The organism is Pseudomonas sp. B16120, assembly GCF_044218845.1.
In the GTDB taxonomy this organism is placed as follows: Bacteria; Pseudomonadota; Gammaproteobacteria; order Pseudomonadales; family Pseudomonadaceae; genus Aquipseudomonas; species Aquipseudomonas paracarnis.
Map to the genome: position 1 here is coordinate 1,698,889 of NZ_CP162588.1, position 13,651 is coordinate 1,712,539.

Here is a 13,651-nt window from a genome sequence, read left to right on the forward strand (position 1 = left end):
TGCTGCAAAAAAGTACGGCGATTAACGCTGGATCTCGCGATCACGGTCCAGTTGGTAGGGCAGGTCAAGCAGGTGCAAGCCCGGGCCCTCCAAGGTGCCCAAGCGCACGTCGCCACTGTCGGCAGCTTCGGCTTGCAGCACAGCGAGAAGTTCAATCGACTGGTCAGCTTTTGCCGCGATGACCACTTCGCCGATTGCGCTGTTATGGCTGGGGGAAAACAGCGGCGTGCCTGGCTCGGGAAGTTCGTCGGCCTCCAGGCTCAGGCGATACAGGCGCCGCTTGAGTTTGCCCAGGTACTGCATGCGCGCGACGATTTCCTGGCCGGTATAGCAGCCTTTCTTGAAGCTGACGCCACCCACGGCCTGCAGGTTGAGCATCTGCGGGATGAACAACTCGCGCGTCTGGGGCATCACCTGGCCGATACCGGCACGGATCTGACCAAGCAGCCAGGCATTCAATTGAGCTTGTTGCAACTGCGCGGCTAATTGGCTGCGCACGGCGTCGGCGTGTCCGGCAGGTACCCAGAGTTCGGCACGGCCCGGGGAAACGCGGACGGCGATCAATGCTTCGTTGCGCGCCACGCTATCGGTCTCGACCGGCAGCGCGAGGCCCAGGGCGCTCAGGGCCGCGTCTGCGTTCGCCAGGCCGAAGCGCGCCCAGGCAGCGCTTTCGTCGGTGAGCTTGGATTTGGAGAACACCGCGTACTTTTTCAAATCTGCCAGCTGCGGTTCAAGCAACTCGGTCGCCATGGCCAGGAGTACGCCATCACCCTGCAGCAGGATGCGGAAGCTCGACTGCATCCGGCCTTTTTGCGTGCAGCGCGCGCCCAGGCTGGCCTGGGTTTCACTCAGGTAATTAAGGTTGCAGGTCAGTTGGCCCTGCAGGAACTTGGCAGCATCAGAGCCGCGGACGGCGAGAACGCCTTCGTGGGACAGGGAGCAGAAAAAAGCGGAGTCAGCCATGGGTCATCGCAGGTCAAAAAGTCATGGGTGCATCATAGAGGGGCGTCCGGCAAATGCATAGTTTCGTCGCGGTCGACCAAAGCCGACTGTTCCGGTGTCGCCTGGGCTGTATACTTGCGCTCTATTTTAGGAGGGCTCCATGGTCGAAGATGTAGAAATCAATCGCCTCTACTGGCACAGCCGTCGCGGCATGCTGGAGCTGGATGTGTTGCTGGTGCCTTTCACCAAAGAGGTGTACGCGACGCTCAATCAGGTGGACCGCGACCTCTACGTCAGGTTGCTTACGTGCGAAGACCAGGACATGTTTGGCTGGTTCATGGAGCGCGCCGAATCCGAAGACCCGGAGCTGCAGCGCATGGTTCGGATGATCCTGGACCGTGTCCAGCCCAAGTAATCGTTTCGAATGCCGCTGGCAGGCCTCGCGGCTGTTGCTGGCGGCCTATGTGCTTGCCCAACTGATCGCGCTGGGCAGCCTGCTGGTTCTAAACCTGCCTTACTCAAGCCTGGGCATCCTGTTATGCCTGGCTCATTGTGCCTGGGTGTTACCGCGGCAAATTCTGCTCACTCACCGTTCGTCGATTCGTGGCCTGCGCCGTGACGACGATGGCTGGCAATTATGGAGCGCCGCACGCGGGTGGCACCCTGTGCAACTGCGGCCCGACAGCCTGGCGTTGCCGCTGATCGTGGTGTTGCGTTACCGGGCGCAGGGTGAACGGCGAGTGCGGTCCATCTGCGTGCCAAGGGATGCACAGGCCGCCGATGTGCACCGGCGCCTGCGGGTACGCCTGAAGTTCAGCCGGCGTAGGTGGTTGGCACCAGGATAGTGTCCCGGGCTTCGGGCAGCATCTGTGGATAGTCGAGGGTGTAATGCAAGCCGCGGCTTTCCTTGCGCTCCATGGCCGACCGGATCATCAGCTCGGCCACTTGGGCCAGGTTGCGCAATTCGATCAGGTCGCGGCTGACCTTGTAGTTGCTGTAGAACTCGACCCTGTGAGGCTAAACCCAATGGATACAGGGGTTTCAGCCGATGACCGTCAACCACCGCTCCCAAAGTGGGACAAACCTGTTACAAACTGCGCTCGCCAAGCCATACCACTATCGCCGGTCTGGTCGCTATTACCTTCGCCTTCGCCCGCAAGGAACCGTTAAGGGCTTCTTCACGCTGTCACTCAGGACCACCGACAAGGCCACCGCAATGACCATCTCAGACGACATCCTTTCGACCCTCAAGGCCTACCACTTGGACAACCCAGAGGCGTCATGGGATGAACTGCGCGCGCGCCTGACTGACTTCGCTGAGTACAACTTGACGATGGCACACGGTGACAGCTCACTGGTCGCTTACGAGATGATCAACGATGAGCATCACTTGGCGTTGCGTAAGGCGTCCGCAACGTTGCCTCTGAGTGTGAATCAGCAGCGGGCAGTCAGTAAGGCCCTTGAGATCCTTGAGGCCTCTCAGGAGCGTATGCGGGGCCGTTCAGGGAAGCTGGTCGAGATCGTTAAGGACCTCAACGATGAACCTTGTGGCACGCCTGAAGCCCTCTTTCTCTCCCAATCTGTAAATGCTTCTCCGGGTCTGACCTTTAAGTCTCTCTCTGCGCTCTACATGGAGGAACGCAAGGACAGCATTCAGGCCAGCACCATGCGGGACGTGAAGTCATCGTGTGAGGCCATCGGTGCGGTCCTTGGTGACTTGGACATGAAGAGCCACACACGGGAGGAGATGAAGGGCCTACGGGACAAGCTCCTTGAGGACCGTAAACCGTCGACGGTTAAGAAGCTGCTGACCCGGCTATCGACGGTCATGGATTGGGCTGTGAATAACGGCTATCTCGACAAGAGTTTCGACAAGGGTCTGAAGCCGACTAAGGGCGCTGACAGTTCGCGTGAGGCGCTCTCTCAGGCTCAGGTAAAGGCTCTGATGACCCATGCTAATTCTCTACCAGTGGACGCATGGCAGCGCTGGGCGTTGTCCCTTGGTGCGATCACTGGGACCCGTATTGAGGAACTGAGGCAATTGACCAAAGCTGACGTTAAGCAGGTCGGGGAAGTGTGGGTCATCGACATTAATAGGAACGATGGCAAGACAGCCAAGACCAAGAATGCTCTGCGTGTCATACCGCTAACTGACGGGGCCTATGGGTTCGACCTTAAGGCGTTCCTTGAGTTTGTCAGGAAGGCCGACTCTCGGCTGTTCACCTTGGGAGCTGGTCAGTTCTCGAACGTGCTTAATGGGGCGCTACGGGATGTCTTGAGCTTGAAAGCTGATCGGACCCAGACCTTCCACTCGTTGCGTCACTCTCTGGCCGGTGCCCTGAAGGCCGCTGAGGTGCCTGTGGGGACCGCTGAGTCCATCTTGGGGCACGCCTCGGGGTCGATCAGTTATGACCTGTACGGGGCTGGGAGTGCGGTTGAGGTAAAACGAATGGCCGAAGCTCTGATTGAGGCATTATCAGAAGGCTGATTCGAGGGTCGCTGGCGTTCGATCTGTACGGAGGCAATGCGAGCGCCTCAATGGTGCTTATGGTGTGCGGGCTTCAGGAGATTCGCTGGGTATGTGGTAGCCTTCAGCCATTACGGGTTGAAAGGAATCCATTGCAAATGGGCCTAATGAGTTTTTTTAAGAGGCGGAGCGAGCCAGCGCCGAAGGTTTACCCTGTGAGTAGTCCAGCGGTGACAGACCTTGTAGCTGATGTGTGCTCGGCGCTCAAGGCGCAGTACCAGTTACTCTGCGGTGGTGAAGATAGAGGAAATCCTCCATTAGTTCACTGGACCAACGACGGAAAACCGATTATTGATCTTTGGCTGATGGGCTATATAAGTGGTTTTTATGATGCAGCCAGTCAAAGTCGAGGCTGTCCATTCGAGCTTAATGCGCTGGAGCTTATTTTTTGCGTGTTCTATGGTGAAGAAGATGCAAGCGCGGCGGTGGCGCAATATCACGTAGTGCGCATGGCACTTAAGTCAGATTCGGAAGCGGCGAAGCTCTTCGGCTTTGATGAGTTCGAGGAAGGTATGCTTTCTGGAGGTAACGAGCTATTCGAGTGGCTGAGCAAAAAAATTCAGTGTCCGCTAAAAGTTTACAAACGGTATAGCGGGATGGCTTAGATTTAGTTTGTGCTCTGAGCGCTATTCCTTATCGGTACCACGGTCCGAAGCGATTTGGAGCTGGGTGAAGCAGCAGGTGAGTCCGTCGATCAGCGAACTGCGTCTTACAGGGCGGAGTGGTCGGAGACAGCGTAGCCAGTTGTAGCGTGTGGCTTAACTAACAAGTTGGCAGCACGTTCGACGAAGATTTAAAAACCCTCACCCAAAGAGGGACAGGCTAAATCAGCGTTGCTTTCCTTTCAAGATGCCGCAAGGTCACCTCAAGGTGGCCCTCTGCGGGCAAGGCGTGTACGTCCAGTGACTGGCGCTACCTCTCATAGGTAGCCCTATATCCAAGACCCCACGACCACCAAGCAGAGCCCTAACGGGACCTCTGGGACCAGCATCAGGTCCACTGTAGCGATTCTGTCTGACCACTCCGTGTGGAATGACCCTTGATAGGTTTGGGCCTCCTATCACTGATCGCACAGTATAAAGGGGCCTTTTAACTTAAAGACCTCTATAAGATGACTATAAGTTTAAGTCTTATTAGTTTAATTCTATAAAGAATAAAAACTTAAAGAGAATACTCTTAGAGTTACCTTAAGGTAGCTCATTAAGATCTTGGGTCTACCTTCGGTGTCGTGGTAACCGAACTGTGACCGTAACGGCTCGTTGGGTCTCCAGTATGACCAGATTAAAAATCCTCACAAGAACAGGGCAGACTGCTTAGCTAAGCGGTCGCTCTGAATTCCTCTACGTCCGTCGCTGGGCTTACTTCAACGTCAAGTCTTTCTGAATGCTTCTTGAGCCATGGTCGATGCCCGTAGTGGGGCCTTGACGGTCGGCCTGTGGGAGCGAACTCAGGGAGCATTCAAAAGGAGTCCACTACTATGTTTAACGGTATCAAAGAAATCACCATGACCACCGTCGAGATTGCCGCAATGACTGGCAAGCGTCACGACAACGTACTTCGAGATGCACAAGGGCTTTGCCTCGCTGTCGTTCCGTCATGACCAAGAAGGCGACGTATGGAAGATCCTTGCGAGCCGTAATGTTGGCGTACAGGGCTGGGACTTTGAGGTGAGCGGTGTGGCTGACGTAATGGCTCAGGCCAAGGTCAAGATCAAGCTGGCAAACCCAGCGGACCCTACTGAGAAACTTCAGGTCGAGACCGTAGACTTTCCGCTGATCACCCGTGTGGTCGTCAAGCCGTAACACCCGCTGTATCCATGAGGTCCGTAATGGGCCTCATGGGCGAGCTGTTTAGTTGCTATGCTTGGGCATCGACCATGTTACGGCAAGGCCAGCCATGAGTTTTACTCTCTGTTATACCTACAAGGACAAACGGGTGGTTACGAAGATACAAGTCGATCACCTGACCCCATATGCAGCCGTTTGCTTTGCCCTGCTCCAGTCAGGGGCCACCAACGACTCAAGTGGTGGAGGCTGGCCTAAATCCTATGAGGGCATCCTTGAGATTGCCACTCAATACGGTCTCACAAACCTGACGGTTCACCGATCCCTTAACTCTTAGGACAACTTCATGGACACGTTTAGCGCGGCCTACGGGCCTGCGTTGGTGTCCATGTGGCCTTCTGGCTGTATGGGTGCCTCAAGGGCACCTCATGAGGATCTGGCACAAAAATCTGAGTGACCACCTGTAACTACTAACCTGCGCGCTTACCCCCATAGGCCCTCGCATGCTCGCTCAGGCGCACGATAAGGACCCTTGCGGGCAGGTGATAAGGACCTCAGCGTTGGGACAAATGTGCGCCAAAGCTGTTACAAACTGGGGCCCCATGGTGCTACGCTATGGCTCCTAACGTGCCTCATTTGTCGGGTGTAAGGATCGTATCCTTCGCCTCTGGCAGCAGCTCTGGATAGTCCAACGTGTAGTGCAGACCCCGAGATTCCTTACGTTTCATGGCAGACCTGATCATCAGTTCCGCTACTTGAGCAAGGTTCCTCAATTCAATCAGGTCTCTGCTTACGCGATAGTTGCTGTAGAACTCGTCGATCTCATCCAGCAGCAAGCGCACCCGATGTTGCGCCCTTTGCAGGCGCTTGTTGGTGCGCACGATGCCCACATAGTCCCACATGAAGCGTCGCAGCTCGTCCCAGTTGTGAGCGATGATCACGTCTTCGTCCGAATCAGTGACCTGGCTCGCATCCCAGCGGGGCAGGGCGGCTGGTACCGGGATGCGCGGCAGTTGCTCAAGAATGTCCGCTGCCGCCGAGCGGGCATACACGAAGCATTCGAGCAATGAATTGCTGGCCATGCGGTTGGCGCCGTGCAGGCCAGTGAAGCTGGTTTCGCCGATGGCATACAGGCCCGGCACGTCGGTGCGGCCATGCTGATCGACCATCACGCCACCGCAGGTGTAGTGCGCGGCCGGCACCACGGGGATCGGGCCCTTGGTGATGTCGATATTGAAGGTCAGGCAGCGTTCGTAGACGGTCGGGAAGTGGGTCTTGATGAAGGCTTCGGGCTTGTGGCTGATGTCCAGATACACGCAGTCGATACCCAGGCGCTTCATTTCGTGGTCGATGGCGCGGGCGACGATATCGCGTGGTGCCAGCTCGGCGCGTGGGTCGAAGCGCTGCATGAAGCGTTCGCCATTGGGCAGCTTCAAATGTGCGCCTTCGCCGCGCAGGGCTTCGGTGATCAAAAAGCTCTTGGCCTGCGGGTGATACAGGCACGTGGGGTGGAATTGGTTGAACTCCAGGTTGGCGACCCGGCAGCCCGAGCGCCAGGCCATCGCAATGCCGTCGCCGCACGCACCGTCGGGGTTGCTGGTATAGAGGTAGACCTTGGCGGCGCCGCCCGAGGCGAGAATGGTGAAGCGTGCGCCATAGGTATCGACTTCACCGCTGGTGCGGTTCAGTACGTAGGCGCCCAGGCAGCGTTCGCCCGGCAGGCCCAGGCGTTTTTCGGTGATCAGGTCGACGGCGACGCGCTGCTCTAGCAATTGGATGTTGGGGCGTTGGCGGGCCTGATCGAGCAGGGTCTTGAAAATCGCGGCCCCGGTGGCATCGGCAGCGTGAATGATTCGGCGATGGCTGTGGCCGCCTTCGCGGGTCAGGTGGAACTCAAAGCCACCGTCGTCGCTGCCGGCATGTTCATCACGGGTGAAGGGCACACCTTGGTCGATCAACCATTGGATGGCTTCCCGGCTGTGCTCGACGGTGAAGCGCACGGCGTCTTCGTTGCACAGGCCACCGCCGGCGTTAAGGGTGTCTTCGACGTGGGATTGCACGGTGTCTGTGTCGTCCAGCACCGCAGCCACGCCGCCCTGGGCCCAGAAGGTCGAGCCGTTGGCCAGGTCGCCTTTGCTCAAAACCGCTATACGCAAATGGCTGGGCAGGGTCAGGGCCAGGCTCAAGCCGGCGGCGCCGCTGCCGATGACGAGGACATCGTGTTGAAACTGTTGGCTCATTTGACGGATTCCGCAAAAAGCGATCCAAAGGGGGGCGCAAACAGGACGCCTGGATCGGCGAATCAAAGGGTCACACGGGCCACTAGTATATAGAGGGGTGGAGCGGCACAATAGCCACGCCTTCGTGGCATTGTGAGATTATGCTGCGCAGCGTTGGGAAACGGCCGGTTGGCGGGACGGGAACTTTTTGCATAAGCCCCGACTCAATAGCAGGTTGCCCGAAAGCTGGGAAAACGTTGAGTTTATTGGCCCGTCGGGAGCATTGGACGCGTCACGAAACCGGCGACAAGATTATTCGCGCAGCCGGCACCGACCGTGCTGCGTTTTTCGTGTGTGCCAAATCAGTGCATGCCGGAAACTTGCTTGAAGGGGGAGAACTTTTGCGAAAAGCCCGAGTCTATGTTTGCAAGCCTGATCGTTTAGTTATGCAAGCCTCCTTCAAGTACAACGAGGAGTGTTCATGCTAACCCAGGAAGAGGATCAGCAGCTGGTCGAGCGCGTACAGCGCGGTGATAAGCGAGCATTTGATCTGCTAGTGCTGAAATACCAGCACAAAATTCTCGGGTTGATCGTGCGGTTTGTGCACGACACCCATGAAGCGCAGGACGTTGCACAGGAAGCCTTTATCAAGGCTTACCGTGCACTTGGAAATTTCCGCGGTGACAGTGCGTTTTATACGTGGCTGTACCGCATCGCCATTAACACGGCGAAAAACTATCTGGTGTCACGCGGTCGCCGCCCACCAGACAGTGATGTCAGTTCAGAAGATGCAGAATTTTACGATGGTGATCACGGCCTCAAAGATCTCGAGTCGCCGGAGCGTGCATTGCTGCGCGACGAGATCGAAGGCACCGTTCATCGCACTATTCAGCAACTGCCAGAAGATTTGCGTACGGCGTTAACTTTACGTGAATTCGATGGTCTGAGTTACGAAGACATTGCGAGCGTCATGCAATGTCCGGTGGGGACTGTGAGGTCACGGATTTTCCGGGCCCGAGAAGCCATCGATAAAGCCTTGCAACCGTTGTTGCAGGAAAACTAAAGACAGCGGCGACAGCCAAGAGAGGAACCGCCATGAGTCGTGATGCCCTGCAGGAATCGCTGTCCGCAGTGATGGATAACGAAGCGGATGAACTGGAACTTCGTCGAGTGCTCAACGCATTTGATGACGCCGAAACCCGTGATACCTGGTCTCGTTACCAAGTCGCTCGGGCGGTGATGCACAAGGATCTCCTAATCCCTCGTCTGGATATTGCTGCGGCCGTTTCTGCTGCACTGGCGGATGAAGCCGTTCCGGCAAAAGCCTCGCGTGGTCCATGGCGTAGCCTGGGTCGTCTGGCAGTGGCCGCCTCGGTGACCGTTGCTGTGTTGGCAGGCGTTCGCCTGTACAACCAGGACGAGATCGCAGGCAACGAGCTGGCCCAGCAGACTCAGCAGCCGGTCATGGCCGGTCCGCAAGTCAAAGGCCCGGCCGTGCTGGCTGGCTACAAGGAAAGCACCGATACCACCGGCCCTCTGGCCAATGGTGTACTTCAGGGGCAATCCGGCTGGCAAGATCAGCGCCTTCCAGGCTACCTGCGTCAACATGCGCAGGAATCGGCCGCCAAAGGCACTGAAAGCGCTCTGCCATACGCTCGCGCAGCAAGCCAGGAAAACCGCTGATTCGCTAAGGAGCCCTATGCGCGCCATACCGCTCCTTGCGCTTTTGCTCAGTAGTTGGTTTGCACTATCCGCCCATGCCGATGAAGCCCAAGACTGGCTGACTCGACTTGGGCGTGCAGAGCAGCAGCAAAGCTTCGAAGGTACGTTTGTCTACGAACGTAACGGCAGTTTTTCAACCCATGACATCTGGCACCGCGTCCAGGATGGTCATGTCCGTGAACGATTGTTGCAACTTGACGGCTCCGCCCAAGAAGCGGTCAGGGTTGATGGTCGGGCACAATGTGTCAGTGGCACGTTGGTTGCCGGTCTCGGTCATTCGCCTGAGGCACCCTCGCGTATTCTTGATCCAAAAAAACTCACTTCATTCTATGATCTGGCCGTCATTGGCAAATCCCGTGTGGCCGGTCGTAATGCGGTGATTGTGTCGATCAGCCCGCGTGACCCCTACCGTTATGGGTTTGAATTACACTTGGACCGTGAAACTGCGCTGCCGCTCAAGTCCTTGCTGCTAAATGACCAGGGGCAGTTGCTGGAGCGTTTTCAGTTCACCCGCCTGGATACTTCGGCCACTCCTTCTGAGCAGAGCTTGCAGCCCGGCAGCGACTGTTCGCCGGTAACAATGTCCGCCGCTAAATCTCCTGACATGTCTGCCACGCAAAAGTGGCATCTGGACTGGCTACCGCCTGGTTTCCAACAGATCAGCAGCGCTACGCGCAAAGATCCCCAAACGAAATCTACCGTCGACAGCCTGATGTATGACGATGGGCTCGCGCGTTTTTCGGTGTTTCTTGAGTCAGCCAACGGCGCTGATGTAAATGAAACCCGCGCTCAGCTTGGGCCGACCGTGGCAGTATCCCGGCGATTGAATACGGTGGATGGCGAAATGATGGTTACGGTGGTGGGCGAAATTCCCATCGGCACAGCTGAACGTATCGCGTTGTCGGTGCGTGGTGAAAAAGCCGCCGCCAAGCCCTGAGATTGTTAATCTTATGTTCATCCTGGTCTATCAATCTGGGCCCGAATTTCGTTGGGTGCTGGGCGTATGAAATCTCTGGACAGCATTTTCACTTGCAAAAACTTCCCATGTTTTTTATAGGTCAGGGTTTGATGGCTCTGGCCTTGTTTGTTCGCGGAACAAAAATGCCACTCGCAGTATCCGGCGTTTATTGAACCCTGTCGCTTAACCCTGCTCGTCGTAACGGGAGCTGTATGTCGATACCACGTTTGAAGTCTTACTTATCCATAGTCGCCACAGTGCTGGTGCTGGGTCAGGCCTTACCTGCGCAAGCGGTCGAGCTGCCTGATTTCACCCAGCTGGTGGAGCAGGCCTCGCCTGCCGTGGTGAACATCAGTACCACGCAGAAGCTGCCGGATCGCAAAGTCTCGAACCAGCAGATGCCCGACCTGGAAGGCTTGCCGCCCATGTTGCGCGAGTTCTTCGAGCGCGGGATGCCCCAACCTCGCTCTCCCCGTGGTGGCGGTGGTCAGCGCGAAGCCCAGTCCCTGGGCTCCGGCTTCATCATTTCGCCTGACGGCTACATCCTCACTAACAACCATGTGATTGCCGATGCCGACGAGATTCTCGTGCGCCTGGCCGACCGCAGTGAACTCAAGGCCAAGCTGATTGGCACCGATCCACGTTCCGACGTGGCTTTGCTCAAAATCGATGGCAAGGATTTGCCGGTGCTTAAGCTGGGCAAGTCTCAGGACCTGAAAGCCGGTCAGTGGGTGGTCGCGATCGGTTCACCGTTCGGCTTTGACCACACCGTTACCCAAGGCATCGTCAGTGCCATCGGTCGCAGCCTGCCAAACGAGAACTACGTACCGTTCATCCAGACCGACGTGCCGATCAACCCGGGTAACTCCGGTGGCCCGCTGTTCAACCTGGCCGGCGAAGTGGTGGGGATCAACTCGCAGATCTACACCCGCTCCGGTGGCTTCATGGGCGTGTCCTTCGCGATCCCGATCGATGTGGCCATGGACGTCTCCAATCAGCTCAAAAGCGGCGGCAAGGTCAGCCGCGGCTGGTTGGGCGTGGTAATCCAGGAAGTGAACAAGGACCTGGCTGAGTCCTTCGGTCTCGACAAGCCGGCCGGTGCTCTGGTTGCGCAGATTCAGGACAATGGCCCTGCGGCCAAAGGCGGCCTGAAAGTGGGCGATGTAATCCTGAGCATGAACGGCCAGCCGATCATCATGTCGGCAGACTTGCCTCATTTGGTCGGCGCGCTCAAGGCCGGCGGCAAAGCCAAGCTGGAAGTGATTCGTGACGGCAAGCGCCAGAACGTCGAACTGACCGTTGGGGCAATTCCGGAAGAAGGCGCGACCCTGGACGCCCTGGGCAACGCCAAGCCAGGTGCCGAGCGCAGCAGCAACCGCCTGGGTATCGCCGTGGTTGAACTGACCGCCGAACAGAAGAAAACCTTCGACCTGCAAAGCGGTGTCGTGATCAAGGAAGTTCAGGACGGCCCAGCCGCCTTGATCGGCCTGCAACCGGGTGACGTGATCACCCACTTGAACAACCAGGCAATCGATACCACCAAGGAGTTCGCCGACATCGCCAAGGCGTTGCCGAAGAATCGCTCGGTGTCGATGCGCGTCCTGCGTCAAGGCCGTGCCAGCTTCATCACCTTCAAGCTGGCTGAGTAATCCGCTAGACCTATAAAAAAGCCCCGCTGCCGGTTAACGGCAGCGGGGCTTTTTTGTGGGCGGCGGGTTCAGCTCATCATGCCTTTCACCAGGCGCTCCTGTTCGATCAGCTCACGCTGACGGGCGTCGATGCGCGAGGACAGCGGGAAGTTATTGCCAGCACGCCGCTTGGCAAAGTCCAACTGCTGGATGGCTTGCTGGAAATCCCCCACCAATGCGAAATATTCAGCGCGAGCCTGATGCAGGCCAATAATGTTGCCGGACAAACCGCGTGTTTCAGCAACCTGATACCACACGTCCGGATCGTCCGGCCGCGACTTGAGTAGCCCGTCCAGCGCCTTTTCTGCATCGGCGGTACGGTTCTGTTTAAGCAACAGATCTACCCGCACCTGGTTCAATGGATAGTTGCTGGGGTACTGGGTGAGCATGCGGTCGGTACGTTGCTGCGCATCCGGCATGCGGTTGCTGGTGATGTCCAGTTCGATTTGGGCCAGGTTGTAGGTGATGTCGTTAGGCGCCTTGGCCAGCAACGGCGCCAGGCTTTCCCGCGCTTCCTTGAGTTGAGTACCCTTGATCTGGGCGATGGCCAGGCCATAACGCGCTACATCATTTTTAGGGTTTTCATCCAGCTGTGCCTGGAAGCGCTTGGCGGCCAGACCTGGCGTGTCTTCGTATTTGAGCTGCACCCGTGCGCGAATCAATTGATAGCGCAGGCTGTCTTCCTTGCCGCCAGGTTTGGCTTGTTCGGCGCGGTTGCGGGTGTCGGCGATACGCGATTCGGTTACCGGGTGAGTCAGCAGGAATTCCGGCGGCTTGGCGTCGAAGCGGTATTGGCGCATCAGCCGTTCGAACATGGTGGGCATGGAGCGCGGGTCGTAGCCGGCTTTCTCCAGGTTGAGAATACCGATGCGGTCGGCCTCTTGCTCGTTCTGGCGGGAGAAGCGGCGCTGTTCCTGGATCGCGGCGGCTTGTGAGCCGGCAATCGCGGCGATACCGGCATCACCGGCACCCGCAGCAGCGGCGATAATGCCCCCAAGCAGGGCGGCCATCATCGGCAGTTGCATGCGTGATTGCGCTTCCACGCCTCGGGCGAAGTGGCGCTGGGACAAGTGTGCCAGTTCGTGGGCCAGTACCGACGCGTATTCACCTTCGGTCTGTGCATTGAGAAACAGGCCGCCGTTGACCCCGACGATCCCACCGGGAGCCGCAAAGGCGTTGAGCTGTGGGCTGTTGATCAGGATGAATTCCAGGCGCCGGTCATTGACCTGGCTGGTCTCCACCAGCTTGTACACGCTGGTTTCAACGTAATCCTTGAGTTGCGGGTCGTTGAGTTGCGAAACCTGGCCGCGCAGGTAGGCCAGCCAGGCGCGGCCCAGTTGGTATTCCTGTTGCGGCGAGACAATGGCAGAACTGGCATCACCAAGTGACGGCAGGTCGTCAGCGAAGGCCGGGGAGGCCAGCAGGCAGGCCAGCGTCAGCAGGGTAGGGCGCAAAAAAGTCATGCACAAAGCCTTTCGACAAAGAGCTTACTGTAGCCGGACACTGAGCTTGGGACCAGATATTCTAAGCAGCCCGAATGTTTGCCTGGAGTAACACCATGACCGACGCTGTAGCCTGTGACGCCGAACTCGACGCCAGCGGTCTGAACTGCCCTTTACCATTGCTAAAGGCCAAGCTGGAGCTCAATAAAATGGCCAGTGGTGCCGTGCTCAAGGTGACTGCTACCGACGCCGGCTCCCAGCGTGATTTTCGCACCTTTGCCAAGCTGGCCGGCCACACCCTGGAGCATGAAGACGCCGCCGAGGGTGTGTACCGTTATTGGTTGCGCAAGGCCTGAAGGCCTTATCGAG

The 13,651-nt window shown here is 57.6% G+C and carries 13 protein-coding genes and 1 pseudogene; 10 read left to right on the forward strand and 4 right to left on the reverse strand.

Going from position 1 to position 13,651, the window contains the following annotated elements:
* Positions 1–21 precede the first annotated feature (21 nt).
* On the reverse strand, positions 22–963 hold the full coding sequence (locus AB4P90_RS08080) for a YgfZ/GcvT domain-containing protein (RefSeq protein WP_395605792.1): 942 nt from the start codon (positions 961–963) through the stop codon (positions 22–24).
* 139 nt (positions 964–1,102) lie between these two features.
* Between AB4P90_RS08080 and AB4P90_RS08085 the strand changes: the two genes are divergently transcribed.
* Complete coding sequence (locus AB4P90_RS08085; protein WP_014717362.1) at positions 1,103–1,357, forward strand: succinate dehydrogenase assembly factor 2; 255 nt, start codon at positions 1,103–1,105, stop codon at positions 1,355–1,357.
* Positions 1,341–1,787 (forward strand): protein YgfX, encoded by a 447-nt coding sequence (locus AB4P90_RS08090; RefSeq protein ID WP_003189446.1) that lies wholly within the window; start codon positions 1,341–1,343, stop codon positions 1,785–1,787. The genes AB4P90_RS08085 and AB4P90_RS08090 overlap by 17 nt, the downstream gene beginning before the upstream one ends.
* Here the strand turns inward: AB4P90_RS08090 and AB4P90_RS08095 are convergent.
* Positions 1,756–1,947: pseudogene (locus AB4P90_RS08095) on the reverse strand (L-aspartate oxidase); the annotation flags it as partial. The gene AB4P90_RS08090 and the pseudogene AB4P90_RS08095 overlap by 32 nt on opposite strands.
* A gap of 43 nt (positions 1,948–1,990) precedes the next feature.
* Here AB4P90_RS08095 and AB4P90_RS08100 point away from each other — a divergent pair.
* The 3 genes from AB4P90_RS08100 to AB4P90_RS08110 all read left to right on the forward strand — a co-directional run bounded on the left by AB4P90_RS08100 (position 1,991) and on the right by AB4P90_RS08110 (position 5,271).
* Positions 1,991–3,430 carry a tyrosine-type recombinase/integrase gene (locus AB4P90_RS08100; protein WP_012273935.1) on the forward strand — a complete coding sequence of 480 codons (1,440 nt, stop codon included), beginning with the start codon at positions 1,991–1,993 and terminating at the stop codon, positions 3,428–3,430.
* 194 nt (positions 3,431–3,624) lie between these two features.
* Positions 3,625–4,074, forward strand: coding sequence for a hypothetical protein (locus AB4P90_RS08105; RefSeq protein ID WP_131672185.1), 450 nt, complete (start codon positions 3,625–3,627; stop codon positions 4,072–4,074).
* A gap of 957 nt (positions 4,075–5,031) precedes the next feature.
* On the forward strand, positions 5,032–5,271 hold the full coding sequence (locus AB4P90_RS08110) for a hypothetical protein (RefSeq protein ID WP_012273933.1): 240 nt from the start codon (positions 5,032–5,034) through the stop codon (positions 5,269–5,271).
* A 614-nt stretch (positions 5,272–5,885) separates the two neighbouring features.
* On the opposite strand, the gene nadB is transcribed toward AB4P90_RS08110, so the two are convergent.
* A complete protein-coding gene (nadB, locus tag AB4P90_RS08115) occupies positions 5,886–7,493 on the reverse strand; it encodes an L-aspartate oxidase (RefSeq protein ID WP_020301035.1) in 1,608 nt (535 codons plus the stop codon).
* 460 nt (positions 7,494–7,953) lie between these two features.
* Between nadB and rpoE the strand changes: the two genes are divergently transcribed.
* The 4 genes from rpoE (at position 7,954) to AB4P90_RS08135 (ending at position 11,801) form a co-directional block, all read left to right on the forward strand.
* Entirely contained in the window at positions 7,954–8,535 is a 582-nt protein-coding gene (gene rpoE, locus AB4P90_RS08120; protein ID WP_003172477.1) for an RNA polymerase sigma factor RpoE, read from the forward strand.
* Between the two features lie 32 nt (positions 8,536–8,567).
* Entirely contained in the window at positions 8,568–9,155 is a 588-nt protein-coding gene (locus AB4P90_RS08125) for a sigma-E factor negative regulatory protein (RefSeq protein WP_395605793.1), read from the forward strand.
* Positions 9,156–9,171: 16 nt separating this feature from the next.
* Positions 9,172–10,131: a MucB/RseB C-terminal domain-containing protein gene (locus tag AB4P90_RS08130; RefSeq protein ID WP_014717364.1), complete on the forward strand. Its 960-nt coding sequence runs from the start codon at positions 9,172–9,174 to the stop codon at positions 10,129–10,131.
* A 233-nt stretch (positions 10,132–10,364) separates the two neighbouring features.
* Positions 10,365–11,801, forward strand: a complete 1,437-nt coding sequence (locus AB4P90_RS08135) for a DegQ family serine endoprotease (RefSeq protein WP_014717365.1) — start codon at positions 10,365–10,367, stop codon at positions 11,799–11,801.
* A 68-nt stretch (positions 11,802–11,869) separates the two neighbouring features.
* On the opposite strand, the gene AB4P90_RS08140 is transcribed toward AB4P90_RS08135, so the two are convergent.
* Positions 11,870–13,303 (reverse strand): M48 family metalloprotease, encoded by a 1,434-nt coding sequence (locus tag AB4P90_RS08140; RefSeq protein WP_003189458.1) that lies wholly within the window; start codon positions 13,301–13,303, stop codon positions 11,870–11,872.
* Between the two features lie 95 nt (positions 13,304–13,398).
* Between AB4P90_RS08140 and AB4P90_RS08145 the strand changes: the two genes are divergently transcribed.
* On the forward strand, positions 13,399–13,638 hold the full coding sequence (locus AB4P90_RS08145; RefSeq protein WP_014717366.1) for a sulfurtransferase TusA family protein: 240 nt from the start codon (positions 13,399–13,401) through the stop codon (positions 13,636–13,638).
* The last annotated feature ends 13 nt before the right edge of the window (positions 13,639–13,651 follow it).